This window comes from Streptomyces sp. NPDC050674 (genome assembly GCF_040654575.1).
GTDB lineage: Bacteria > Actinomycetota > Actinomycetes > Streptomycetales > Streptomycetaceae > Streptomyces.
This window is the reverse complement of the sequence record NZ_JBFAIG010000017.1, coordinates 79,158-102,936: the sequence shown is the minus strand read 5'-3', so window position 1 is coordinate 102,936 and position 23,779 is coordinate 79,158. Positions and strand designations below refer to the sequence as shown.

Genomic DNA, 23,779 nt, shown 5'->3' with positions numbered 1-23,779 from the left:
GCGTGCCGTTCCGGGGCGGGCACCCGGCGCGGCCCCGACCCAGCATCCGACCTGATGTCAGACGGAACGGACAGGACTGCGGCGCGGCCGGTCTCGACGACCGCGCCGCGCCCCAGTTTCCGCCGAGGGAATCCGTCAGGACCCCGTCAGTCCGAGATCAGGCCTTCCCGGAGCTGTGCCAGCGTCCGGGTCAGCAGCCGGGAGACGTGCATCTGCGAGATGCCGACCTCCTCGCCGATCTGCGACTGCGTCATGTTCGCGAAGAACCGCAGCATGATGATCCGCCGCTCCCGGGGCGGGAGCTTGGCCAGCAGCGGCTTCAGGGACTCCCGGTACTCCACGCCCTCCAGCGCGGTGTCCTCGTACCCCAGCCGGTCGGCCAGCGACCCCTCGCCACCGTCGTCCTCTGGCGCGGGCGAGTCCAGCGAGGACGCCGTGTAGGCGTTCCCCACCGCCAGCCCGTCGACGACGTCCTCCTCGGACACCCCGAGCACGGAGGCGAGTTCGGTGACCGTCGGCGACCGGTCCAGCTTCTGCGAGAGCTCGTCACTGGCCTTGGTCAGCGCGAGCCGCAGCTCCTGAAGCCGGCGCGGCACCCGCACCGACCACGAGGTGTCCCGGAAGAACCGCTTGATCTCCCCGACCACCGTCGGCATCGCGAACGTCGGGAACTCCACGCCCCGTTCGCAGTCGAACCGGTCGATCGCCTTGATCAGCCCGATCGTGCCGACCTGGACGATGTCCTCCATCGGCTCGTTCCGGGACCGGAACCGCGCGGCGGCGTACCGCACGAGCGGGAGATTGAGCTCGATGAGCGTGTCACGCACATACGCACGCTCGGGGCTGTCCTCGTCGAGCGCGGCCAGCCGCAGGAACAGGGAGCGGGACAGGGTGCGGGTGTCGATGGCGCCCGCGGTCGGAAGGACCGGGACGGGCTCGGCCACGAGGGCCGGAGCCTCATCGATGGGGCCGAGTGAGTCGAGAGCATGGGGAGCTGACTCGCTCTCCGCGAGCGTGAGCACCTTCGAGCTGCCCTGTTCTGCGGACATGCCACCCCCTTTGGGTCGCGGGACGGTCGCGGCGGACGCTCCCGTCGGAGGAACGCAGCCTTCACCTGAATACCGGAGCCGAAGCTCCGGCAAACGCGCTTCACGCAGAATGTCACATGTCGGCAACACGCTGTAGTGACATGTCGACATCTGAGACGCGAATCCGCCCTGCAAACAAGGGGCCTGACGGCCTGTCGGCTTTCAACTGTCGGCAACCGCCCTGATGAGGGATTCCCTCCCCGCGGTGACCTGTCGCTTACGTTTGCGATTACGCGTCGATGCGGTTCGCAGACCGCAACCGCTGGAAGCTACGAGCCAGCAGCCGCGACACGTGCATCTGCGAAACACCGAGCTCCGCGCTGATCTGGGACTGCGTCAGATTGCTGTAGTAGCGCAGCAGCAGGATCCGCTGCTCCCGCTCGGGCAGCTGGACGAGCAGGTGCCGTACGAGGTCCCGGTGCTCCACGCCGTCCAGCGCGGGATCCTCGTAGCCGAGGCGGTCCAGCAGCCCCGGCAGCCCGTCGCCCTCCTGCGCGGCCTCCAGGGAGGTCGCGTGGTACGACCGCCCGGCCTCGATGCAGGACAGCACCTCGTCCTCGGTGATGCGCAGCCGCTCGGCGATCTCCGAGGTGGTCGGGGTCCGCCCGAAGGAGGTCGTCAGGTCCTCGGTCGCGCTGTTCACCTGCACCCACAGCTCGTGCAGCCGGCGCGGCACATGGACCGTGCGGACGTTGTCGCGGAAGTACCGCTTGATCTCGCCCACGACCGTGGGCATCGCGAAGGTCGGGAACTGCACGCCCCGGTCCGGGTCGAAGCGGTCGATGGCGTTGATCAGTCCGATCGTGCCGACCTGGACGACGTCCTCCATCGGCTCGTTGCGGGAGCGGAACCGGGCGGCCGCGTAGCGCACGAGCGGGAGGTTGGCCTCGATGAGCGCCCCGCGCACGCGGTCGTGCTCCGGAGTGCCCGGCTGGAGGTCCTTGAGCTGTGCGAAGAGGACCTGTGTGAGCGCCCGGGTGTCGGCACCCCGGCTGCTCCGCTGGGGAGCGGCCGGCCCGGCTTCCGCTGGCGCGGCCTGCGCGGGCGTGACCTGGGCCGGCGCGGCCTGCGCGGGGGCGGCCTGCGCGGGCGCTGTCTGTGGAGACGGCGGCTGCGGGGACGGGGCCTGGGGGGACGGTGCCTGAGGTGCGGTACTGGCCAGCACGGTCAACTCCACCTCGTCATCGTCAACTCATCCGTCAACTCTTCCATCAAAAGCGGTCATAGCATCACAAGACATGTGCACTGTGTGCAAGCACCCCATAACTACGTGTTGAGGGATGAAAGCCGCACAAATCGGCCTGCACAACGAAAGAGCCCCCTGTCGAAGCGACAGGGGGCCGTGGCGGCAGGCCGATGGCCGGTCTCAGAACTCGTAGTCCGCGATCACCCACGTGGCGAACTCACGCCACAGCGCGACGCCCGCCTGGTGGTCCGGGTGCTCCACGTACCGCCGCAGCGCGTCCGCGTCGTCGCAGGCCGAGTTGATGGCGAAGTCGTACGCGATGGGACGGTCGCTGACGTTCCAGCCGAGCTCCCAGTGGCGCAGCTCCGGGATGGTGTCGCCGAGCGCGCGGAAGGCCTCGACGCCCTTCACGACCCGGGGGTCGTCGCGCTCGACGCCCTCGTTGAGCTTGAAGAGCACCAGGTGGCGGATCATCACTTTCCTCCGTTGGCGACCCACGTGGCGAAGTCGCCGAGGGCCTGGGCGGCGTCCGAAATGCCCTGGAAGCCTATCTGGACGTAGTCGGCCGCCTTGGCCGGGTCCGTGATGATCACGTACAGCGCGAAGACCACGAGGGCGTAGACGGCGACCTTCTTGGCGTTCACCGCCATCGCGGCCTCCCCTGTCACTGGTGTCCCATGCAGCGCACATGATCGCATGAAGGATCGAGCACACGAAGAGGCGGACGCACGAAGGGCCCCGTCTGACGACGGGGCCCTTCTCAAGCGGTAGCGGAGGGATTTGAACCCTCGGTGACTTGCGCCACACTCGCTTTCGAGGCGAGCTCCTTCGGCCGCTCGGACACGCTACCGAGGGAGACCTTACAGCAAGGAGCCGCGTGCTTTGAAATCGGTATTCAGCGGCCGCGGAAGAACTCGGTGAGCAGCCCGGCGCACTCCTCGGCGAGCACTCCCTCGATCACCTCGGGCCGGTGGTTGAGCCGCCGGTCGCGTACCAGGTCCCAGAGGGAACCGGCCGCGCCGGCCTTCTCGTCGCGGGCGCCGTAGACGAGCCGGTCGACGCGGGACTGCTGGATCGCGCCCGCGCACATCGTGCAGGGCTCCAGGGTCACCACGAGGGTGCAGCCGGCGAGCCGCCACGCGCCGAGCGCGGCGGCGGCCCGCCGCAGGGCGAGGACCTCCGCGTGGGCCGTCGGATCGCCACCGGCCTCGCGTTCGTTGTGCCCGGCCGCGAGCACGGTCGTGCCGTCGGGGGCCAGGACGACGGCGCCGACCGGGACGTCCCCGCCCCGGACCGCCCCGGCGGCTTCCTCCAGGGCGAGTCGCATCGCGGGCCGCCAGGGGTCCCGGACCGGGTCCGGCGGTGCCGGGGCGGCCTGAGCGGTCAGCGGACGGTCTCCAGGGTCTCGGAGGCGCCCAGGGACTCGGCGATCTCGGTGACGGCGTCCGTCGACATCAGGCGCAGTTCCTTCTCGCTCACGCCGAGGTCGTCCAGGATCAGGGCGTCGCCGACCGGGCCGTGCGGCACGGACTCGGCGGAGGCGGCGGGCCCGGCGGTGTCGTCGGCATCGTCCTCCTCGTCGTCGGCGTCACCGTCCTCGCTGCCGTCGAGGTCGAGGGCGTCGAGGACGGCGTCGTCGTCGCCCGGGTCCCGGCCGAGCAGTTCGTCGGTGAGCAGGATCTCGCCGTAGCTGCTGCGGGCAGCGGCTGCGGCGTCCGAGACGTAGATGCGAGGGTCTTCCTCGCCGTCCACGCGGACCACGCCGAACCAGGCGTCCTCCTGCTCGATGAGCACGAGCACCGTGTCCTCGTCGGGGGAGGCTTCACGGGCCAGGTCGGCCAGATCCGACAGGGTTTCCACATCGTCGAGCTCTGTGTCGCTCGCTTCCCACCCGTCTTCGGTGCGCGCGAGCAGTGCGGCGAAGTACACCGTGACTCTCCCACTGGTCATAGGTGTGCCGGTTGGGGGTCCCCCCGGCGGAGGTTACGGGCGGGGAGTGCTCGTCCGAGCCCCACCCACTCGGAATCGTGGCAGAAACAAGGCGTTCAGGGGACGTCTTCGGTTCCCTGTGTCCGGCACTTCTGCTCGCACGCTCGTTGCCGCCACCTGCGGATCGTACGCGGGTTTACCCCGCCGCACGCACGGTCACCCGCGACAATCTCCGCGCGGTTCGTGATCTTTGCCGGAGGTTTCCACAGCCGTTCCCTACCAGCGGAACGTGCGCATGCGCATCGCGTGGCGCAGCCGGGCCGTCTTGGCCCGGCGCGGCTGGACGCGGTCGCGCAGCTCCCGGGCCTCGGCCAGATCGCGCAGGAACCGGGCGCGACGCCGGCGCCGCTCGGCGTCGGACTCCTCGGTCCCGTCCGCGTGGTCGGGCTCCACGCTGGTCCCCGGGCGTGTGCGCGGCGACAGATCGTCTCGGAATTTCCGGTCGGGCATCAGGTTCACCACCCCCAGTCCGTCCTTCCCACCTTCCCCGGACGGGCGGTTTGACGCCAGGGTCGTGCGACGGCCGTCCGGCAGACTGGCCGTGCGGCCGCGGAGACCCGCCCGGTTAATGTTGTCGACATGCGTCTCCACGTCGTCGACCACCCTCTGGTCGCTCACAAGCTCACCACGCTGCGCGACCAGCGCACCGACTCCGCGACCTTCCGCCGTCTCGCCGACGAGCTGGTCACCCTGCTCGCCTACGAGGCCACGCGTGACGTGCGCACCGAACAGGTCGACATCCAGACGCCGGTCGCGCGGACCACGGGCGTCAAGCTCTCGCACCCGCGGCCGCTGGTGGTGCCGATCCTGCGGGCCGGGCTCGGCATGCTGGACGGCATGGTCCGGCTGCTGCCGACCGCCGAGGTGGGCTTCCTCGGCATGATCCGCAACGAGGAGACGCTGGAGGCCTCCACGTACGCGACGCGTATGCCGGAGGACCTGTCGGGGCGTCAGGTCTATGTGCTCGACCCGATGCTCGCCACCGGCGGGACGCTGGTCGCGGCGATCCGGGAACTGATCCGGCGCGGCGCCGACGACGTCACCGCCGTGGTGCTGCTGGCGGCCCCCGAGGGTGTGGAGATCATGGAGCGCGAGCTGGCGGGCACGCCGGTGACGGTCGTGACCGCCTCGGTCGACGAGCGGCTGAACGAGCACGGCTACATCGTGCCGGGCCTCGGGGACGCGGGGGACCGGATGTACGGGTCGGCCGAGTAGCACCCGAGGGTCGCGACAGGCCCTAGCAGCCCTTCTTCGTCGTCGGCGCCGGCTCGGGCGTGGCCAGCTTGGTCAGCGCCCGGTCGGCGTCGCGCTGTTTCGCCAGCTCCTTGAAGCCGTCCCCGATGACGAGGTCGACGGCAGCGCCCTTGCGGGCCGCCTCGGCACGCCGTTCGGCGCCCGGGAGCTGGGTGCCGAGCACGGGCAGCGCGGTGTCGAGCGCGGCGGCGGGGCCGAGCAGCAGCCCGGTGCCCTTGACCTTCTTGTCGTACTGCCGGGGCGCGTTGCCCACGTCGCCGATCTTGAAGCCGCGCTTCTTGAGCTCGTCGGCGGTCTTCTTCGCCAGGCCACCGCGCGTGGTGGCGTTGAGAACGTTGACGGTGATCGCGCGCGGCTCGGGCAGGGGCTTGGCGCTGGGCGAGGCGCTCGCCTTGGTGGTGACGCCGCAGCCCGTGCCGGAACCGGCCGCCGAGGCCTTCTCGCCGCCGCCGGTGAAGACGTCGATGAGCTGCCACGTGCCCCACCCGCCCACACCGAGGACGGTGACGGACGCGACGGTCAGGACGACGAGCCTGCCGCGCCGCCGGGGCCTTCGCATCTTGGGGTACTTGTTGCCCGTGATGCGGTATTTGCCGCCCATGCCGGGGGGAGTCAGCATGCTCATGAACGCAGCGTAGTGCGCCTGGGCGACGATGCCTACTAGATGATCATTCGACGTCGCCCAGCGGAACCCGAAAGGGCCAACCCGAGGCGGGCGGGGGGATCAGTCGAGCTCGAGCACGCGCGCGTGCAGCACCTGGCGCTGCTGGAGCGCCGCCCGCACCGCGCGGTGCAGGCCGTCCTCCAGGTACAGGTCGCCCTGCCACTTCACGACGTGCGCGAAGAGGTCGCCGTAGAACGTGGAGTCCTCGGCGAGCAGCGTTTCCAGATCGAGCTGACCCTTGGTCGTCACGAGCTGATCGAGGCGGACCGGGCGCGGCGCGACGTCCGCCCACTGCCGGGTGCTTTCCCGGCCGTGGTCGGGGTACGGCCGGCCGTTTCCGATGCGCTTGAAGATCACACGGAAAGCCTACCGGTCAAGACCTTCCGGGCGCAGCCATGGCGCCGAGGTGCGGCGCCGAAAAAAAACCCACAAGGCGGTACGAACCCGGAACGAAGGCGTGAACCGGGTGGTCCGTGAGACCGTGCCGTCGGCCCACCCGCCCGCGAGGCGCTGCCGGAGCCGATCACGCGGGCCGTGCGCCTGATTCGCTCGAAAGGGGTCGGGGTCTCCTCCGTGCCGGGACCCCGAAGGGTCTCCCGGAGTCCCGAGGACGGCGGAGGTGCCGGTGCGCCTCCGCCGCACGGTGAGTCAGCCGCGGTCCTGCCCGCCCTGTTCCCTCGGCGACTGCTGCGGCTTCGGCGTGTCCGCCCGGGAGTGGGACTTGGGGGCGTTGCGGGCGGCCTCGGCGCGCAGGAGGGCGCGCAGGACCGCGTACGGGTCTTGGAGCATGGCTGGGTTCCTCGTCGTTCCTCGTCGTTCTGGTTCCGTGCGGGACGGACGGGCCGGTGGGCGGCCGGTCCTGTCAGCAGCGCAGGACCTCGGAACGCGGGGGGTGAGGGTGGTGCGGCGGGTTCTGCGGTACGGGTGCGGCGTGCTGTGCGGTGTACGCGGGCCCCGGTTCCCGGAGCGGGGCCGGGCTCAGCGGGACGCGGATGCGCCGGGAGCTCCTGGCCGGTGGACGCGGGGCGGTGTCCGGCACGTCGCACTCGACGGTGGTGCTCTCCCCGGAGAGGAGGGCCGGCGGCCCCGCCTGAGCCTCGGCTCGGGTGCCCGGCACGAGCAGGACCAGCAGCAGGACGAGCACCCGCAGCCAGGTGTTCCGGCGCGGGCGGCGGGGGACCGGCTGCGGTGCGGGGATCACGGGAGGTCACTCCCCGCCGTGCCGGGGCCGTTCATCCGGCCGACGGCCAGAACCGCCCGCTCGGCCCACGCCGGACTCCGTGACGCGGGGTCGTGACGCGGGGCCGCGAGGGGGCCGGCGGCGGCGGGCGGTGGCTCTCCGGGGCGGTGTCGCTCTTCGCGGGGGTCAGGGGCGTGGGGACCGTCCGGGGAACGGCTCTGCCGGGCCGGGGGCTCCGGGGCGTGCGGGTGGGACCGGTCTGGTGGTCCCGGCCCCCGCGGGAGCCGCTCGGTGGCTCGGCCATGGTTCATGCTCGGGCCGGGCCGGAGGGGGTCGCCACCTGGGCGGGCCAGGTGGGGGACGGGCCGCATGAGCCTGGTTGGTCGCCCGGGGGGCCAGGCGGAGGATGGGCTCTATGAGACTGGTTCTTCACCCGGTCGGGCCAGGTGGGGGGGCGGGCCTTATGGGCCGGTTCGTCCCCGGACGGGCCTGGTGGGTCGGGTTGTCACCTGGGCGGGCCAGGTGGAGGGCGGGTCCTCCGAGGCCGACTCGGGCCGGAGAGACGGCTTCACGAGCCCGACTCGGGCCGGAGAGACGGCCCTATGAGCCAGACTCGGGCCAGAGCGGCGGCCCTATGAGCCGGAGGCCTTGGCTGCCTTCGCCGCTGCCTTCATCTCCTGCTTGTGGGCCCGTACCTTCACCAGCGACTCCGGGCCCGTGATGTCGGCGACCGAACGGAAGGAGTCCGGCTCGCCGTAGGAGCCCGCCGCCTCCCGCCAGCCCGTCGGGCGCACGCCGAGCTGCTTGCCGAGCAGGGCGAGGAAGATCTGGGCCTTCTGCTTGCCGAAGCCCGGCAGTTCCGCGAGTCGCTTCAGCAGCTCCTTGCCGGTACCGACGTCCTCCCAGACGGCCTCGGCGTCACCGTCGTAGTGCTCGACGAGGTACTGGCACAGCTGCTGGATCCGCTTGGCCATGGAGCCGGGGTAGCGGTGCACGGCCGGTTTCCGCGACAGCAGGGCGGCGAAGGCCTCCGGCTCGTGCGCGGCGATCTCGTGGGCGTCCAGGTCGTCGCCGCCGAGCCGCTGGGCGATCGTCGCCGGGCCCTTGAACGCCCACTCCATCGGCACCTGCTGGTCCAGCAGCATGCCGACCAGCGCGGCGAGCGGGCTGCGGCCGAGCAGCGCGTCGGCCTCGGGGTCCTGGGCGAGGTGCAGGGTGACGTCCATGCCCCGATCATCCCCCGGTGCGGGCCCCGCCGCGTCCGGAGCCGCCCCCGGCCCGGTGCCTAGGTCGCCCGCCAGTAGCCGAGCGCGTGCACCCGCTGCTTGGGCAGGCCCAGTTCCTTGCGGACGTACGCCGCGAGCGTCCGGGTCGTCGCCGTGTCGCAGGCGATCCAGACGTACGGGTCGGGGGTGGCCCGGAGCAGGGCGGGCAGGTCCGCCTTCACCCGGTCGACCAGGTGGGCGCCCGCGTCCTGGCGCGGCACCCTGCGCAGCTCGTGCCGGGCCGGATCCGTGCCGTACGGCAGGTCGTCGTCGCCGCCCTCGAACCAGATGGTGGCCGGGGCGGAATCCAGGGCGCTCAGGAGGGAGTTGATGGCCGGGAGCGAGGCCGGGTCGCCGACGGCGAAGACGTGCGAGGGCGCGGGGCTCGGGTGCTCGAAGCCGGTGCCCTGGACGGTCGCCTCGATGGTGTCGCCCGGCTTCGCCGCCCTGGCCCAGTCGCTGGCACACCCCTCGTGCAGGGCGAACTCCAGGGCGAAGGTGCCGGCCGCCGGGTCCGGGTCGACCAGGGTGTAGGCCCGCTGGTGCGGCTTGCCGGCGTTGTCGAACCACAGCCGGACCCACATGGTGGGGTGCACCCCGGTCGCGGCGAGCAGACCGCCGTCGGTGAAGCGCAGCCGCCGGTAGTCCGCGGTGACGTCCTCGACGCCCGTCACCGTGAACTCGAAGTCCTTGGCGCGCATCAGCTTGAGGACCGCGCCCTCCCAACCCCGCCCCTGCCCCATCGCCTTTTCGCCCCTTCGCGTACGATTCCGGCCACAGCTGTGACTTAGGCAAGGCTAACCTAAAGGAAAGAGGGGGCGCAGCGTGGCCACCGAGATCTACCGTGACGCCTGGGGCATCCCGCATCTGCGCGCGGGCAGCGCGGCCGGACTCGCCCGTGCGCAGGGCCTCGTCACCGCCCGGGACCGTGCCTGGCAGCTGGAGGTCGAGCGGCACCGGGCGCAGGGCACCTCGGCGGCCTTCCTGGGCGACGGCGCCCTGGCCTGGGACCGGTTCGCGAGACGGGCCCGGCTCGACGACACCGCGAGGCGCTGCTTCGCGGACCTGGAGAGTCAGGACCCCGAGACGGCGCGGTGGGTGCGCGCGTACGTCGACGGGGTGAACGAGGGACTCGCCGGCGGCACCGCGCCGGAATTCGCCCGCACCGGTCTCACCCCGGGCCGCTGGGAGCCCTGGACCCCGCTCGGCGTCTGGCTGGCCACGCACATCCTCTTCGCCGGGTTCCCGGCCAAGCTCTGGCGCGAGCAGGTCGCCGCCCACCTGGGCGCTGACGCCATCGGCCTCTTCGCCACCGACGGTCCCGGCACCTCCGGCAGCAACGGCTGGCTGGTCGCCGGCGAGCGGACCGTCACCGGGCACGCGGTCATCGCCGGTGACCCCCACCGCTGGATCGAGGACCCGGGCGTCTACCAGCAGATCCACCTGTCCTGCCCGGAGTTCGACGTCGTGGGGTTGGCCGTCCCCGGCGTCCCCGGCATCGCCCACTTCGGGCACACCGGCACGGTCGCCTGGGCCATCACCAACGCCATGGCCGACTACCAGGACCTCTACCGGGAGCGGCTGCGGCGCACCGGCGCCGGGGTGGAGGCCCTCGACCCGGACGGGGTCTGGCGGCGGGCGGCCCGGCACGTCGAGACCGTCGAGGTGGCCGGCGAGGAGACGGTCGAGGTCGAGGTGATCGAGACCGCCCGGGGCCCGGTGATCATCGGCGGGCCCGAGGGCCTGGACGGCGACCCGGCCGACCCCTCCGGCGCGCCCGTGGCGATGAGCCTGCGCTACCCGCCCCGCGTCACCGGCGACCTGGGCTTCGGCGCCCTGCTGCCGCTGCTGCGGGCCCGCCGGGTCGCCGACGTGGACCGGGCCTTCGACCGCTGGGCCGAGCCGGTCAACGTCGTCCAGGCCGCCGACACCGAGGGCGGTGTCCTGCACCGCGTGGCCGGGCGGGTGCCGCGTCGCGCCGCGGCCAACTCCCTTCGGCCGGTGCCCGCCTGGGAGCCCGGCCACGAGTGGCGGGGCTGGCACGCGGCACCGCGCGCCGGGCTCACCGACGGCGTCGCGGTCATGGCCAACCAGCGCGGGCCGTCCGGGCCCCTCGGCGTCGAGTTCGCCCCGCCGCACCGCGCCGACCGCATCGCCGCCCTGCTCGCGCGCGAGGAGCGCTGGTCCGCCGCCGACATGCCCGCGATCCACACGGACACTCATCTGGCCTCCGCGTCGCCCCTCCTGGACCACCTCGCCGCCCTCGACGGCCTCACCCCCGGGGCCGCCGCCCTCCGGGACCGGCTCCTCGGCTGGGACCGCCGTATGGACGCGGGCAGCGCCGACGCGGCCCTCTACGCGGCCGTGCGCGCGGCGGTCGTACGGCGGCTCGCGGCGCACCAGGCGTTCGCCGCGCTCTGCGCACCCCCGGCGTACCCCGACATCCTCCGGCCCTGGCTGGCCCTCCTCCCGCGGGTCGCCTTCGCCCTCGAGCACCTGCTGCGGGCCGGGGATCTGTACGGGATCGACCGTCCGGCGGCCGTCCGCGCGGCGATCGAGGAGGTCGCGGAGCGCCCCCCGGCCGGGGCCTGGGGCGACACCCACCGTCTCGCCCCCTGGCGGGCCCTCGAACCGGAGCAGCCCCACGACGAGCCGGGGCTGTCCGGCGACCACGACTGCGTGCTGTGCACCTCGGGCGTGCCGGGCCTCACCGACCGCGCCGCCAGGGGCCCGGCCGCCCGGTACGTCTGGGACCTGGCCCGGCGCGAGGACAGCCGGTGGGTGGTCCCCTTCGGCGCCTCGGGCGTCCCCGGCTCACCCCACCACCGCGACCAGCTCCCCCTGTGGCTCGCGGGAGACCTCGTCCCGGTCGTCACCGACTGGACCCGGCTGGAGAAGGAAACCGATGTCTGACCCGTACGCCTCCCGTACCTCCGTCCACGAGCAGCCGGTCGACGGCTTCGGCACCGTCCGCGTGCTGCCGCTGGACCCCGCCGCCGATGCCGCCGTGATCCACCGCTGGGTCGCCGAGGAACGGGCCGCCTTCTGGGGCATGACCGGGCTGACCCGGCAACAGGTCGCCGATGTCTACGCCCACATGGCCACGCTCGACACCCACCACGCCCACCTCGTCGTCCGGGACGGCGAGCCGGTCGCGCTCCTGCAGACCTACGAGCCGGACGCCGACCGCGTCAGCGAGTGCTACCCCGTCCGCCCCGGCGACATCGGCGTCCACCTTCTCCTCGCCCCTGCCGGCCCGGGCGGCGGGCAGCGCGGCTGGACGGCCCGGCTGGCGGGGGTCGTCACCGCGTACGTGCTGCTCGGCCTGGACCGCCGTCGGGTGGTGGTCGACCCGGACGTGCGCAACGAGAAGGCGATCGCCCGCTTCCTGCGGATGGGCTTCACCCCCGGGCCGGTCGTGGTCCTGCCGGAGATCGACCTCCCGGACGTGTACCTGCCGGAGAAGAAGGCCCAGCTCGCCTTCCTGGACCGGGAGATACTGTTCCCGGGTGACGCCTGAGGACCTCATCGCCCACTACGGCCTGGAGCCGATCCCGCGCGAGGGCGGCCTGTTCCGCCAGACCTGGGCCGGACCCGAACGCCCCGACGGCAGGCCGGAGGGCACGGCGATCGTCGCGCTGCTGACGGCGGACGACTTCTCCGCCCTGCACCGCCTGCCGACGGACGAGATCTGGCACTTCTACCTGGGCGATCCCCTGGAGCTCCTCCTGCTCGCCCCCGGCGGCGGCGCCCGGACGGTGGTCCTCGGACCGGACGTCCTGGGCGGCCAGCACGTCCAGTTCACGGTCCCGGCGGGCACGTGGATGGGCGGGAGGGTGCGGGGGGACGGGCGGTGGACGCTGTTCGGCTGCACGATGGCGCCCGGCTTCACGTTCGACGGCTATGAGCACGGGGACGCCGCCGAGCTGACGGCCCGCCACCCGGAAGCGGCCGACGAGATCGCGCGGCTGTGCGCCCGGTGAGCATTGCGGCGGCCCCGCCCGTACTCCCCCGGTAGCCGTACAGCCCGACCCCGGAGACCCACGTGGACCAACGGCCCGACGAGGATCGCGATGCCGGACGCCCCCGGCGGTTCCAGGCGCTGGTGCTGCTCGGCACCGTGCTGGTCCTGCTCCTCGCCGGAGCAGGCCCCGCCTCGGCCCACGCCGCCCTGCGCGGCACCGACCCGGACGACGGCTCCGTCGTCCGGCAGGCTCCCCGCCACGTCACCCTGACCTTCACCGAGTCCGTAGGCCTGCTCGACGACTCCTTCCGGGTGTTCGGCCCGGACCAGCGCCGGGTCCACACCGGCGAGGCCACACACGCCGACGGCCGCTCCGACACGGCCCGGGTGGGCCTGCCCCGCGGGCTCGCCCAGGGCACCTACACGGTGGCCTGGCGGGTCGTCTCCGCCGACAGCCACCCGGTCTCCGGCGCCTTCAGCTTCTCCGTGGGGAAGCCCTCCGCCACCACGGCCCTTGTCGACACGGGCCCGGCCGAGGATCCGCTCACCCGCGGTCTGCACGACGCCGCCCGCTACCTCGCCTACCTCGCCGCCGCCCTGCTCGTCGGCACGGCGGCGTTCCTGCTGCTGTGCCGGCCCGCGCACACCGCCCCGCTGCGCCGGCCGCTGGTGACGGCCTGGTGGACGCTGCTGGGCTCGACGGTCGTCCTGCTCCTGCTGCGCGCCCCCTACGAGACGGGCACCGGCCCGGCCGCCGCGTTCGATGTCTCCGCCCTCGGCCGCACGCTGACCGGCCGCCCGGGCGAGGCCCTGCTCGCCCGCCTGGTCGTCCTGCTGCCGATCGCCGCCTTCCTGCCGCGGCTGTCCCGGCGCCGTGAGCCCGGGGGGCGGCCCGTCGCCCTGGCGGCGGGCACCGCACTGGCCGTCGCCCTGGCCCTGACCTGGGCGGCGGCGGAGCACGCCTCCGCCGGGATCCAGGTGCCGCTGGCGATGACGTCGTCCGTCCTGCACCTGCTGGCCACCGGCGTCTGGCTCGGCGGCCTGGTGGCGCTGCTGCTGACCCTGCGCCACTCCCCGGGCGACGACCTGGTGGAGGTTGTGCCCCGCTTCTCGCGGATCGCCTTCGCCTCGGTGACCGTCCTGGTCGTCACGGGCCTCTACCAGTCCTGGCGCGGCCTCGGCTCCCTGTCCGCGCTCGCCGGCACGTCGTACGGCCGGCTGCTGCTCGCCAAACTGGCCGGGGTCGCCTTGCTGTTGCTGGTCGCCGGGTACTCGCGGCGCTGGACGGAGCGGCTCGCCGCGCCGGCGACGGCCGTCCGGGCAGCGGTACGGGCCCGGCTCCCGCAACCCGTCGGCGCACCGGCCGGGCAGGGGAAGACCGGGGAGCCGGGGCCCGCGAAGAATTCGGGCGAACTGCCGGACAGGCCCCCCGTGTCCGCCGCCGCCCGGGAAGACGACCGGGACCACCGGGACGACGACCCGAAGGACCGGCACGACGGGCACGACGACGATCAGAAGGACCGGCACGACGGGCCCGACGAGCCGGACGACCGGCGCCGCCGTCTGCGCCGCTCCGTCCTCGTCGAGGTCGTCGTCGCCGCCGTGGTGCTGATGATCACGACCGTGCTCACCGGCACCCTGCCCGGCCGTGCCCAGGCCGAGGCCGCGGGGCGGGCCCCGGCCGGCGCGCTGCCCCCCACGACCCTGGTGACCGTGCCCTTCGACACGGGCACCGGATCGGTGAGCGGACGCGGCACGGTGCAGGTCACCCTGGACCCCGCCCGCGTCGGCGAGAACGCCGTCCAGGCCGTCGTCTCCGGCGCCGACACCGGGCTGGTCGTCGTCCCCGAGGTCCGTGTCACCTTCACCCTGCCCTCCCGGAAGGTCGGCCCGATCGACGCCCAACTCGCCGACCGGGGCGGCTACTGGGGCACCAACTCCGTCAACCTGCCGCTCGCCGGGAACTGGACGATGAAGACGACCGTGCGGGTGTCGGACGTGGACCAGGTGTCGGTGGAGCGTCGGGTGCGGATCGAGCCCTAGGCAGCCGCGCCGCCGGGGCGTCGTCGAGGAGCCGTGTCATGGCCTCGGCGGCGCGGACGGCCGCGTCACCGCAGCAGTTGTTGAACAGCACATGGACCTGCTCGGTCCGCTCGGCCAGCCGGCGCACGCGCGGCACCCACTCGGCGAGTTCCTCCTCGTCGTAGGCGTACCGGAAGCGGTCCTCCTTGCTGCCGGTCCCCCAGGCGGTGCTGCGGCCGTGGAACCGGACGACGGACAGCCGGGGCGAGGTCACCGGGGTGACGGGCGGGACGGAGGAGGGCAGGGTCTGCGTCATGTCGACGGCGACCGCGGCCATGCCGTACCGGGTCAGCAGGGCCTGCGTCGCCTCGCCCCGGCCCGGCTCCCACCAGGACGGGTGCCGGAACTCCACGGCGAGCGGCCAGCCCTCGGTCCGCTCGGCGCACTCCCCGAGGAAGGCCTCCGCCCGCGGCCCGGGCCGGAACCAGGGCGGGAACTGGAACAGCACGCTCCCGAGCCGTCCGGCCTCCCGCAGCGGCTCGATCCCGGCCGTGAACCGGTCCCACACCGCGTCCAGCACCGCCGGGTCCCGGTGCTCGGCGGGCAGCCCGTGCGGCATCACCGCCTGGCGGGTGGGATGCCCGGTGAGCAGCGAGAAGGCCTTCACGTCGAACACGAACCCGTCCGGTGTCCGCTCGGCCCAGAGCCGGCTGTTCCGCTCACCGGGCAGCGCGTAGTACGAGGCGTCGACCTCGACGACCGGGAACCGCTCGGCGTAGTGCCGTAACCGCCCCTCGGCGTCCCGCCGCCCCACGGGATACCAGCCGCTGCCGACCAGGGCCCGGTCGGTCCAGGAACACGTGCCCACGCGGATCTCACCCATGGGGGAGCGATTACCCGCGCCGGGCGGCGGCAGGCTCCGCTTCTCGGCCGGACGGCACGGTGAGACACGTGACAATCGGGGTAATCAGGTCATATCTGTGCATGTCCGGTGTCACGGCTGATTCCACCGAGAGTGAGATGACCGATCATGGAGCAGCCCGTCACCGTCGGCCGGGCCACCCGGCCGTCCGGGGCAGGACCCGAAGCCCTCGACGCCCTCGTCGGCGCGGCCCTCACGGCCCGGGTCACTCTCGACGAGCGCGGCCTGGTGACCGGCTGGAACGCGGGCGCCGAGCGGCTCCTCGGGTACCCGGCCGCCGAGGTGACCGGCCGCCGCGCGGCGGATCTGCTGGCCGAGCCGATCCCGGTGCGGGGCGGTCTGCCCACGCTCGCCGGGCTGCCGCGCTGGAACGGCGACGTCGCGCTGAGGCACCGGGACGGCCGGAAGCTCACGGTGGGGATCCTCGCCCACCACAGGCCGCCGGGCGCCGACGCCCCGGCCTGGCTCATCGTCTCCCCGCTGACCGGCCGGCAGACGGCGTCCGGCCTCGACGAGTCCCTCGTGAGCTGGAGCTTCGCCCAGTCCCCGTGCTGCGCCCAGGCGATCTACGACACCCGGCTCCGGCTGCGCCGGGCCAACACCGACATGGAGCGCTCCATGGCGCTCACCGAGGAGGAGATGCGGGGCCTGCGCGTGTCCGAGATCGTCGACGACGACGCCGGTCTGCGGGCGGAGCGCAGCATGGCCCGGGTCCTGCGGACCGGCGAGCCGGAGTACGTGGAGAACTACCTGCGCGCCCCGGGCGAGGCCCACGAGCACGCCTGGTCGGTCTTCATGTCCGCCCTGCGCGACCCCGAGGGCACCATTCAGGGCGTCTGCCTCTCGGCGCACGACATGACGGAGCAGTACCGGGCCCGCAAGCGCCTCCAGCTGATCGCCGACGCCGGCCGGCGCATCGGCAGCACGCTCGACGTGACGCGCACGGCCCAGGAGCTGGCGGACGTGACCGTCCCGGCCGTGGCCGACTTCGCCGGCGTGGATCTGCTGGCCGGGCTGGACGAGGTGCCCGAGCCGCCCGCCCGTGCGGTTCCGGACGAGGGGCCGCTGCCGCTGCGCCGGGCCGCCCTGCGGTCGGTGACCCCGGGCGCCCCGGAGTCGGCGGTGGCGGCCGGCGCGGTGGACTCCTACCCGCCGGGTTCGCCGCACCACGAGAGCCTGCGCACCGGACGGCCCGTCCTGCACGAGGTGAGCGACCCGGCGTTCCGCGCCTGGCTCGCCCTCGACCCGGTCCGCGCCGCCCGGGCCAGGGCGTTCGGTGTCCACGGCGTGCTGACCGTGCCGCTGACCGCCCGCGGCGCCACCCTGGGCGTCGCCTCCTTCGTCCGGCACCGCAACCAGGAGACCTTCCACCACGACGACGTGGTCCTGGCCGGGGAACTGGCCGCCCGGGCCGCCGTCAGCATCGACAACGCCCGCCGCTACACCCGCGAGCGGGCCACCGCCGTCACGCTCCAGCGCAGTCTGCTGCCGCAACGGCTGCCCCGGCAGGCGGCGGTCGAGGTCGCCTCCCGCTACCTCCCGGCCGGCGGGCACGCCGGTGTCGGCGGGGACTGGTTCGACGTCATCCCCCTGTCCGGGGCGCGGGTGGCCCTGGTCGTCGGCGACGTGGTCGGCCACGGGCTGCACGCCTCGGCGGCCATGGGACGACTGCGCACGGCGGTCCGCACGCTGGCCGACATCGACCTGCCGTGCGACGAGCTGCTGACCCGCCTCGACGACCTGGTCGCCCGCCTGAACACCGAGGAGCAGCACGGCGAGCAGGGCGCGGCGGACTCCGGCCGGACGCCGGGCGATCTCGGTGCCACCTGCCTGTACGCCGTCTACGATCCCGTGACACGGCGCTGCTGCCTGGCCGGCGCCGGACATCCCGTCCCGGCCGTCGTGAGCCCCGAGGGAGCCGTCGATCTCGTCGGACTCCCGGCCGCACCCCCGCTCGGCGTGGGCGGACTGCCGTACGAGGCCACCGAGGTCGTCCTCCCCGAGGGCAGCCTGCTCGCGCTCTACACCAACGGCCTGATCGAGACGCCCGACCGGGATCCCGACACCGGCGTCCACCGGCTGCGTGAGGCCCTGGCCCGCCCGGCCGGGTCGCTGGACGCGCTGTGCGACGCGGTCCTCACCGACCTGCTGCCGCAGCGCCCGGCCGACGACGTGGCCCTGCTCCTCGCCCGGACCCGGGCGCTCGACGCCGACCAGGTCGCCACCTGGACGGTGCCGGCCGACCCGTCCGCGGTCGCTCAGACCCGCAAGGACGTGGTGGCCCAACTGGAGCGCTGGGGCCTTTCGGACGCCGTGTTCGTCACGGAACTGGTGGTCAGCGAGCTCGTCACCAACGCCATCCGGCACGCGGAGCCGCCGGTCCAGCTGCGCCTGATCCACGACACGACCCTGATCTGCGAGGTCTCCGACGGCGGCAACACCGCTCCCCACCTGCGGCGCGCCCGCACCTACGACGAGGGCGGCCGCGGCCTGCTCCTCGTCGCCCAGCTGACCGAGCGCTGGGGCACCCGCCAGGGCGCCACCGGCAAGACCATCTGGGCGGAACAGTCACTGTCCCTTCCGTGAGGAGCCACCGGCCATGACCACACCCACGTCCCACCGGGCCACCCGCGCCCCCGTCCAGCGGGCCGCCCTGCTGGTCGGCCTCGTCTTCCTGCTGGTCGGCGTGCTGGGCTTCATCCCCGGCATCACCACCGACTACGACTCGATGGAGTTCGCCTCCCACGACTCGGGCGCGGAACTGCTGGGCCTGTTCCAGGTGTCGATCCTGCACAACCTGGTGCACCTGGCCTACGGCCTCGCGGGTCTGGCCCTCGCCGGCACCGCGGCGCGGGCGTACTCGTACCTGCTGGTCGGCGGCGCCGTCTACCTGGTGCTGTGGGTGTACGGCCTGTCCGTCGGCCACGACAGTGACGCCAACTTCGTCCCGCTGAACACCGCGGACGACTGGCTGCACTTCGTCCTGGGCCTCGCCATGATCGGCCTGGCCCTCGCCCTCGGGCGGCGCCGCACGCACGCCGACGCGCGGTGAGGAAGACCGACGACGGAATGCAGACCTTCCTGCCCTACCCCGACTTCCGCGCCACGGCCCTGGCCCTGGACCGTCGCCGGCTCGGCAAACAACGCGTCGAGGCACTCCAGGTACTGCGCGGCCTGGTCGTACCCGGGTACGGGTGGCGCCGCCACCCGGCCGTGAAGATGTGGCTGGGCTACGAGGAGGCGCTGGTGCGCTACGGCCTGGAGATCTGCCGGGTCTGGCGGGAGCAGGGCCACCAGGACACCTGCGCGGCCACACTGGTCGCCGACCTCGCGGCGACCCGCCCGCACGCCCCGATCCGCGATCAGGAGCGGCTGGCCGCCGAGGGCGAACTCCCGCCCTGGCTCGGCGACGACTCGTTCCACGAGAGCCACCGCTCGGCCCTGGTCCGCAAGGATCCCGACACCTACGCGGACCTGTTCCCGGACGTCCCGGACGACCTGCCCTACGTCTGGCCCGCCTCGGACCGGACGGGCGAGCGGCCTTCCGTGAACTGACGGATCCGCGGGGGCTAGGCCGCCCTGCGGCGGGTGGCCGGACGTCGGTTGGTGGAGGGCTGCTCCGTCACTTCCTCGAACGGGAAGGACTCGTCCTCCCCGAAGTCCGGGGCCTGGAAGGGGTTGGTCGCCGGGGTCGGCGACGACGTGCCGGAATGGCGAGGTTGCCCTTCCACGGCGGAGAACAGCGAAGTCGGTTCGATGAGAGGTCTCTTTTCCGTTACTGGCCCGGGAGGGCCAGGCGTGCCCCGACCGGGCACGGAGGTCCTACAGCTTGGTCATCTTGGCGTAGGGGCTCAGGATCCGCATCTGCGCCGGACCGAAGTCGACGAGCGCCGCGATTCCATCCTCCATGCCGATGACCCGGCCGAGCCCGTACATGTCGTGCGTGACCTGGTCACCCACGGCGAAGTGCTTGGGAGCGGGGGCGACCGGCGCCTTGAAGGGGCTGGTGGGCAAATGACGCTTGGGAGCAGCAGGCTTAGTCATTGCCTTCAGTATGCGCCTACTCGGGCCTGTTGCGCTGCGGCTGTCGGCGTACGGTGCCCGAACCGAGACCGACGGAGGGCCCGCGCTGGCCCAAAAAATCGAACACATGCTTGAATTTGGCCATGTCAACGTTTCCCGACGACCTCGTCCGGGCGCAGCGGGAGTGGACGGTCACCTACCGCCGGCTCGCCGAGCGGCCCGGCCGCACCGAGCTGCGCCGACGCCTGTACCGGCTGTCGGCCCAGACCTTCTTCCACCCCTGCTGGCACCGGCGACGGCCGGCCCCCGAGGCGTGGTGGGAGCTGCGTGAGCTGGGAAGAGCCGATCGGGACGCCGACGAGCGGCGCCACGGATGACGGGCCGACCTGCGGAGCCGTACATCCCGGATGATCCTGAGGGCATGGCCGGATCGATTCGCGTGATCGTGCACCCGCCGTCACCCTCGGGCGGCCGGCGCGTCCGCGTGGACGGCGAGATCCTCGGGCTCGCGCACAACGTGACCGACGTCGCTGAGTTCCTCCGCCGCGCTGGCCTGGAGATCGACCCGGCGGATGTGGCGGCGGTGGCGTGGATCGACTGGCGCGGCGTGGGTCCCGAGCACTGGGGCCCGGAGACGGGCGACTGACCGCGCGTCCGCACATCGGCCCAAATAGGTTTATCCACTCTTCTGTGTCATATCGGAGGGCCCCATGAAGGACCTCAAGTTCGAGCAGAAGCGCTCGCTGTCACGCCAGGAGGCCGCCGACCAGCTCACGGCCCTCGCGGACGCACTGAGAAAGGGCGGGGACGCGGAGCTGGACCTCGGCCCCGGCACGCTGGGCCTGCGGATCCCCGACGACCTCCACAGCGAGATGGAGATCGAGATCGGCGACGGGGAGATGGAGCTGGAGATCGAGCTGACGTGGCCCACCGCCCGGTCCGGCGGGGCCTCCGCGCGCACCGGGTCCGGCGCTGGAACCGGCGAAGGAGACACGGGAGGGGACGGAGAAAAACCCAAGCGGAAGACCGAACCCGAGCGGAAGACCGCACCCGCGCCCACGGGCCGCGGCCGAAGCGCGAAACGCTCCGCCGTGAAAAGGCCGTGAGCGCGAGAAGCACCGGAGGGCCGGACCGCGCTCGCGGCAGGCGTCACAACACCTCGGGCGCGCTCGCGCGGGCGGACTCCGTGGACTCCTTGGATTCCTTGGTTTCCTTGGATTCCTTGGACGCCGGGTGATCCGGACCGCCGGCCGGGGCGACGGCACGCAGCGCCGCTTCGACCCGGCGGTTGCTGGTCATGGACGCCGTGATGGCCGTCATCGCCAGGAGGAGGACGGCGGCGGCGTACAACGGGGTGCGGATGTCGTACGCGGTGGCCAGCCAGCCGCCGAGGAAGGCTCCGACGGGGGCGGCGCACATGGCCAGCATGCGGGAGGTGGAGGCGACGCGGCCCATGAGGTGGGCCGGGACGATCGCCTGCCGGAGAGAGGGCCCGAGCACCATCGTGGCGCCCATGCCGGCCCCGCAGACGGCGAGCGCCAGCCCGGCCGCGTACGGGTTCGGAGCAGCGGCCAGGCCCAGTATGGCAAGCCCTTCGACGGCGGCCGTGCAGGTCAGCGCGGTGCCGGTGCCGAGTCGTCGGCCGAGGTAGGAGGCGATGCCCGCACCCAGCAGACCGCCGGTGGCCTCCGCCGTGAGGAGCAGTCCGAAGCCGTAGATGTCGATGCCGAGGCGGTCGTGCGCGAAGAGGGCCAGGACGGTCTCCACGGCGAGGAAGGCGACGTTCCCGACCGCCGGGCGGAGCGCGAGCCCGAGCAGCAACCGGTCCCGGAAGACGTACGAGGCCCCGGCCCGCGCCTGCCGGAGCAGCGACTCGCGGAGCTCCGGCACGGGCCGGGGCAGGGCGGGCAGCGTACGCACGAGCAGTGCGGAGAGCAGGAACGACACCGCGTCGGCGAGCAGCGGAACCGCCCGCCCCAGCACGAGCAGCGCACTGCCCGCAGGCGGCCCAGCGAAGCCGGACATGGCGGTCTGGGCGCCGCGCAAGCGAGAGTTGGCGCGTTCCAGGAGCAGGGGGTCGCGGCCGAGCAGATCCGGCAGATAGGCCGTGGCGGCCGTGTCGAAGAAGAGCCCGCCGAGGCCGAGCAGGAAGGCGACGGCCGCGAGCAGCGGAATGCTCAAGCCGTCGAGCGCGGCCGCTGCCGCCGGTAACGCGAGCAGCGCCGCACGTGCCGCGTCCATGACCCACATCGTGCGCCGGCGGTCCCAGCGGTCCACCAGCGCACCGCCGAGCACCCCGAACAGCAGCCACGGCAGCGTCCCGGCGGCCGTGACGAGGGCGAGCGCCATCGGATCCCGCGTCAACGTCAACGCGAGCAGCGGCAGCGCGGCATGGGACACCCCGTCACCGAGCGAGGACACCGTCTGCGCGGTCCACAGCCGTCCGAACCCGACCGGCAACTTCCGAGCGCCTGGTGTCACTTGGCGCCGCCCTCGGCCTGCGCGCGGGGGCCGGATGGAACAGCGCGAAGACGAGCGACGCGTCCGGCAGCGACGGATCGGACAGCGCCCGGTACTCGTCCGCCAGTGCCTCCAGCCGCGCGCCCAGCTCCGCGAACTGCTCGTCGGTGAGCCGCAGATGCGCCATCCGTACGTGCCGCTCGCCATCCACCGGAGAAGCCTCCAGGTCCGCCACCGCATGCCGCATCAGCACATCCGGCCCTCCCTCGCCCGGATCGGGCAGCGCGATCGACCGTGCGGCCATCGCGTAGTACCGCTCGGTGACACCCCGCACCTTCCGCGTCCGCACCACCTTCACCAGGCCGGCCCGCTCCAGCAGCCGCACGTGATAGCTGGAACTCCCCTTCGCGAGGCCCACCCGCTCGGCGATCTGCGTGATCGTCGCCGGCTCGAAGCGGAGCACGGCCATGATCCGGTGGCGCGTGAGATTGGAGACGGCGCGCAGCTGCTCGTCGGTGGTGACGTGAAACGTCTCGGGGAGATCCTCGGTAGGCATGCGAGCAATGGTCAACGTTTCTTGACCATTGGGTAAGGGGTGCCCGGTGAGGCACCGGCGGAGGATGCTTCCCGGCGGGTGTGCCATGCTGCCCGGCCACCCCCGGGGGCCACGGCGCTGCTGGGCACGAACATTTCGGAACCACCCCCACCGTCACCGAACATGCCGACGGCCTGGTTCGTGTCCCCCTCTCCGGCCGTTCTCTCATCGGCATGCTGATTGCCCTCCACAAGACGATGATCGACGGTCGGAACGACTTCAACGAGGGAATCACCGAGGCCGGCACCGCTCCATAGGACGGCGCGGCCCCCCAGCCGCAGGAGTAGCCGCAGGATCGGCAGAGAGGGCCACAGCACAGGGCCCCACGCCACGGGGGAGTGGGGATCCCTGAGTTCATTCCCCGGAAGTTGGTTCCATCTCCACGACGTGATGAACGGCACCCTTGTCGATGGCCTGACAGGTTGTAGTCCAAGATCGATTTCAGATACGAATAAGAAACACACGCCGTGCCTGGGGGTCTAAAGGTGCGACGCGTTCACGGTTTCCTGACCCGGAAACCGTTCTTGGTATCTCACGGGGAGACAATCGAATGAACAAGGGCATACGAATGCGCCTGATGTCCGGGGCTGCCGCCGCTTTCGCGGCCGGGGCCCTCGTGCTCACGGCGTCGCCGGCTCACGCCACCTCGGCCTCCACCTCGGTGGGCATCCCGGGCGGCAACAAGATCTCGATCAACGCCTGGCACTGTGGCTTCTACGTGACCGCCTGTGACTGGAAGGCGTCCACGAAGATGTCGGGGACGAACCCGCGCAAGGCGAAGTGGATCCAGAACCGCGCGGAACTGGCAGCCCACGGCGTCAGCGTCTCCATCACGATCTCCAAGAACCCCGAGGCCACGCTCACGATGAAGAGCCGGTCCCTGGGTGAGGTGCGCTGGAAGAACACCAACGCCAACATCTCGGACACCTACGGCCAGATGCGCCCGGGCGGTGCCACCACCTACGTGTCGACCAAGAGCTGCGGCTCGGCCAAGGTGACCAACTCGATCAACGTCAGCGAGAAGTGCGCCTACGCCGGCGCCGCCTGATCCGACTCCGCCCAAGCGGATGCAGTGCGTGAACTGATTAAAGGTGTCACACCGTCAGGGCCCGGCGGTGTGGCACCTTTCGTGAGCTTGAAGAACGACGCGCGGGGGCGTTAGGTGAA

29 protein-coding genes and 1 tRNA gene are annotated in these 23,779 nt (G+C 72.6%); 12 read left to right on the top strand and 18 right to left on the bottom strand.

The features are described from left to right. Nucleotides 1-146: 146 nt before the first annotated feature. From AB0I06_RS26245 to AB0I06_RS26210, 8 genes are all read right to left on the bottom strand, one after another. On the bottom strand, nucleotides 147-1,049 hold the full coding sequence (locus AB0I06_RS26245) for an RNA polymerase sigma factor SigF (RefSeq protein WP_352114340.1): 903 nt from the start codon (nucleotides 1,047-1,049) through the stop codon (nucleotides 147-149). Nucleotides 1,050-1,317: 268 nt separating this feature from the next. Next, nucleotides 1,318-2,265, bottom strand: coding sequence for an RNA polymerase sigma factor SigF (locus tag AB0I06_RS26240; RefSeq protein ID WP_363121282.1), 948 nt, complete (start codon nucleotides 2,263-2,265; stop codon nucleotides 1,318-1,320). Between the two features lie 189 nt (nucleotides 2,266-2,454). Continuing rightward, on the bottom strand, nucleotides 2,455-2,748 hold the full coding sequence (locus tag AB0I06_RS26235) for a Dabb family protein (protein WP_234848528.1): 294 nt from the start codon (nucleotides 2,746-2,748) through the stop codon (nucleotides 2,455-2,457). Continuing rightward, entirely contained in the window at nucleotides 2,748-2,924 is a 177-nt protein-coding gene (locus AB0I06_RS26230; RefSeq protein ID WP_363121281.1) for a hypothetical protein, read from the bottom strand. Before AB0I06_RS26230 ends, AB0I06_RS26235 begins: the two co-directional genes overlap by 1 nt. Nucleotides 2,925-3,039: 115 nt before the next feature. After that, a tRNA-Ser gene (locus AB0I06_RS26225) sits at nucleotides 3,040-3,124 on the bottom strand. Nucleotides 3,125-3,169: 45 nt separating this feature from the next. Continuing rightward, complete coding sequence (gene tadA / locus AB0I06_RS26220) at nucleotides 3,170-3,601, bottom strand: tRNA adenosine(34) deaminase TadA (protein WP_363121280.1); 432 nt, start codon at nucleotides 3,599-3,601, stop codon at nucleotides 3,170-3,172. Between the two features lie 56 nt (nucleotides 3,602-3,657). Next, the gene (locus AB0I06_RS26215) at nucleotides 3,658-4,203 is read right to left on the bottom strand and encodes a hypothetical protein (RefSeq protein WP_363121357.1); all 546 of its coding nucleotides are present in this window, start codon (nucleotides 4,201-4,203) and stop codon (nucleotides 3,658-3,660) included. Between the two features lie 276 nt (nucleotides 4,204-4,479). Next, entirely contained in the window at nucleotides 4,480-4,713 is a 234-nt protein-coding gene (locus AB0I06_RS26210) for a hypothetical protein (RefSeq protein WP_363121279.1), read from the bottom strand. Nucleotides 4,714-4,842: 129 nt separating this feature from the next. Between AB0I06_RS26210 and upp the strand changes: the two genes are divergently transcribed. After that, complete coding sequence (upp, locus tag AB0I06_RS26205; RefSeq protein ID WP_363121278.1) at nucleotides 4,843-5,478, top strand: uracil phosphoribosyltransferase; 636 nt, start codon at nucleotides 4,843-4,845, stop codon at nucleotides 5,476-5,478. Nucleotides 5,479-5,500: 22 nt separating this feature from the next. Here the strand turns inward: upp and AB0I06_RS26200 are convergent, their stop codons facing one another. From AB0I06_RS26200 to AB0I06_RS26175, 6 genes are all read right to left on the bottom strand, one after another. Continuing rightward, the gene (locus AB0I06_RS26200; protein WP_363121356.1) at nucleotides 5,501-6,118 is read right to left on the bottom strand and encodes a LytR C-terminal domain-containing protein; all 618 of its coding nucleotides are present in this window, start codon (nucleotides 6,116-6,118) and stop codon (nucleotides 5,501-5,503) included. 123 nt (nucleotides 6,119-6,241) lie between these two features. Further along, the gene (locus tag AB0I06_RS26195) at nucleotides 6,242-6,538 is read right to left on the bottom strand and encodes a type II toxin-antitoxin system VapB family antitoxin (protein WP_003999914.1); all 297 of its coding nucleotides are present in this window, start codon (nucleotides 6,536-6,538) and stop codon (nucleotides 6,242-6,244) included. Nucleotides 6,539-6,829: 291 nt separating this feature from the next. Then, on the bottom strand, nucleotides 6,830-6,970 hold the full coding sequence (locus tag AB0I06_RS26190; protein WP_363121277.1) for a hypothetical protein: 141 nt from the start codon (nucleotides 6,968-6,970) through the stop codon (nucleotides 6,830-6,832). A 73-nt stretch (nucleotides 6,971-7,043) separates the two neighbouring features. Further along, the gene (locus AB0I06_RS26185; protein ID WP_363121276.1) at nucleotides 7,044-7,382 is read right to left on the bottom strand and encodes a hypothetical protein; all 339 of its coding nucleotides are present in this window, start codon (nucleotides 7,380-7,382) and stop codon (nucleotides 7,044-7,046) included. Between the two features lie 611 nt (nucleotides 7,383-7,993). Continuing rightward, the gene (locus AB0I06_RS26180) at nucleotides 7,994-8,587 is read right to left on the bottom strand and encodes an HhH-GPD-type base excision DNA repair protein (RefSeq protein WP_363121275.1); all 594 of its coding nucleotides are present in this window, start codon (nucleotides 8,585-8,587) and stop codon (nucleotides 7,994-7,996) included. Between the two features lie 59 nt (nucleotides 8,588-8,646). Beyond that, on the bottom strand, nucleotides 8,647-9,369 hold the full coding sequence (locus tag AB0I06_RS26175; protein ID WP_363121274.1) for a siderophore-interacting protein: 723 nt from the start codon (nucleotides 9,367-9,369) through the stop codon (nucleotides 8,647-8,649). A gap of 82 nt (nucleotides 9,370-9,451) precedes the next feature. On the opposite strand from AB0I06_RS26175, the gene AB0I06_RS26170 reads away from it, so the two are divergent. The 4 genes from AB0I06_RS26170 to AB0I06_RS26155 all read left to right on the top strand — a co-directional run bounded on the left by AB0I06_RS26170 (nucleotide 9,452) and on the right by AB0I06_RS26155 (nucleotide 14,633). Beyond that, nucleotides 9,452-11,539 (top strand): penicillin acylase family protein, encoded by a 2,088-nt coding sequence (locus tag AB0I06_RS26170; protein ID WP_363121273.1) that lies wholly within the window; start codon nucleotides 9,452-9,454, stop codon nucleotides 11,537-11,539. Beyond that, entirely contained in the window at nucleotides 11,532-12,146 is a 615-nt protein-coding gene (locus AB0I06_RS26165) for a GNAT family N-acetyltransferase (protein WP_363121272.1), read from the top strand. The genes AB0I06_RS26170 and AB0I06_RS26165 overlap by 8 nt, the downstream gene beginning before the upstream one ends. Next, nucleotides 12,136-12,609: a cupin domain-containing protein gene (locus tag AB0I06_RS26160; RefSeq protein WP_363121271.1), complete on the top strand. Its 474-nt coding sequence runs from the start codon at nucleotides 12,136-12,138 to the stop codon at nucleotides 12,607-12,609. Before AB0I06_RS26165 ends, AB0I06_RS26160 begins: the two co-directional genes overlap by 11 nt. A gap of 122 nt (nucleotides 12,610-12,731) precedes the next feature. Further along, nucleotides 12,732-14,633 carry a copper resistance protein CopC gene (locus tag AB0I06_RS26155; protein ID WP_363121355.1) on the top strand — a complete coding sequence of 634 codons (1,902 nt, stop codon included), beginning with the start codon at nucleotides 12,732-12,734 and terminating at the stop codon, nucleotides 14,631-14,633. Here AB0I06_RS26155 and AB0I06_RS26150 read toward each other — a convergent pair. Next, entirely contained in the window at nucleotides 14,533-15,495 is a 963-nt protein-coding gene (locus tag AB0I06_RS26150) for a DUF72 domain-containing protein (protein WP_363121270.1), read from the bottom strand. The two genes, AB0I06_RS26155 and AB0I06_RS26150, sit on opposite strands and share 101 nt — an antisense overlap. A gap of 147 nt (nucleotides 15,496-15,642) precedes the next feature. Here AB0I06_RS26150 and AB0I06_RS26145 point away from each other — a divergent pair, with 147 nt between their 5' ends. From AB0I06_RS26145 to AB0I06_RS26135, 3 genes are read left to right on the top strand one after another with little or no spacing between them, the layout of a single operon-like run. Beyond that, complete coding sequence (locus AB0I06_RS26145) at nucleotides 15,643-18,120, top strand: SpoIIE family protein phosphatase (RefSeq protein ID WP_363121269.1); 2,478 nt, start codon at nucleotides 15,643-15,645, stop codon at nucleotides 18,118-18,120. Between the two features lie 13 nt (nucleotides 18,121-18,133). Beyond that, nucleotides 18,134-18,586, top strand: coding sequence for a DUF4383 domain-containing protein (locus tag AB0I06_RS26140; RefSeq protein ID WP_363121268.1), 453 nt, complete (start codon nucleotides 18,134-18,136; stop codon nucleotides 18,584-18,586). Between the two features lie 17 nt (nucleotides 18,587-18,603). Next, complete coding sequence (locus AB0I06_RS26135; RefSeq protein ID WP_363121267.1) at nucleotides 18,604-19,089, top strand: MSMEG_6728 family protein; 486 nt, start codon at nucleotides 18,604-18,606, stop codon at nucleotides 19,087-19,089. A 267-nt stretch (nucleotides 19,090-19,356) separates the two neighbouring features. Here the strand turns inward: AB0I06_RS26135 and AB0I06_RS26130 are convergent, their stop codons facing one another. Then, nucleotides 19,357-19,578 carry a hypothetical protein gene (locus AB0I06_RS26130; protein ID WP_363121266.1) on the bottom strand — a complete coding sequence of 74 codons (222 nt, stop codon included), beginning with the start codon at nucleotides 19,576-19,578 and terminating at the stop codon, nucleotides 19,357-19,359. 122 nt (nucleotides 19,579-19,700) lie between these two features. On the opposite strand from AB0I06_RS26130, the gene AB0I06_RS26125 reads away from it, so the two are divergent. From AB0I06_RS26125 to AB0I06_RS26115, 3 genes are all read left to right on the top strand, one after another. Continuing rightward, nucleotides 19,701-19,934, top strand: a complete 234-nt coding sequence (locus tag AB0I06_RS26125; protein WP_363121265.1) for a hypothetical protein — start codon at nucleotides 19,701-19,703, stop codon at nucleotides 19,932-19,934. 44 nt (nucleotides 19,935-19,978) lie between these two features. Continuing rightward, complete coding sequence (locus AB0I06_RS26120) at nucleotides 19,979-20,203, top strand: hypothetical protein (protein ID WP_363121264.1); 225 nt, start codon at nucleotides 19,979-19,981, stop codon at nucleotides 20,201-20,203. Between the two features lie 64 nt (nucleotides 20,204-20,267). Then, entirely contained in the window at nucleotides 20,268-20,663 is a 396-nt protein-coding gene (locus AB0I06_RS26115) for an amphi-Trp domain-containing protein (protein WP_363121263.1), read from the top strand. A gap of 43 nt (nucleotides 20,664-20,706) precedes the next feature. Here AB0I06_RS26115 and AB0I06_RS26110 read toward each other — a convergent pair whose 3' ends face one another. Beyond that, nucleotides 20,707-22,017, bottom strand: coding sequence for an MFS transporter (locus AB0I06_RS26110; protein ID WP_363121262.1), 1,311 nt, complete (start codon nucleotides 22,015-22,017; stop codon nucleotides 20,707-20,709). Further along, the gene (locus AB0I06_RS26105; protein WP_363121261.1) at nucleotides 21,962-22,573 is read right to left on the bottom strand and encodes a helix-turn-helix domain-containing protein; all 612 of its coding nucleotides are present in this window, start codon (nucleotides 22,571-22,573) and stop codon (nucleotides 21,962-21,964) included. The genes AB0I06_RS26110 and AB0I06_RS26105 overlap by 56 nt, the downstream gene beginning before the upstream one ends. Nucleotides 22,574-23,162: 589 nt before the next feature. Here AB0I06_RS26105 and AB0I06_RS26100 point away from each other — a divergent pair. Continuing rightward, entirely contained in the window at nucleotides 23,163-23,660 is a 498-nt protein-coding gene (locus tag AB0I06_RS26100; protein ID WP_248503403.1) for a hypothetical protein, read from the top strand. Nucleotides 23,661-23,779: the final 119 nt, after the last annotated feature.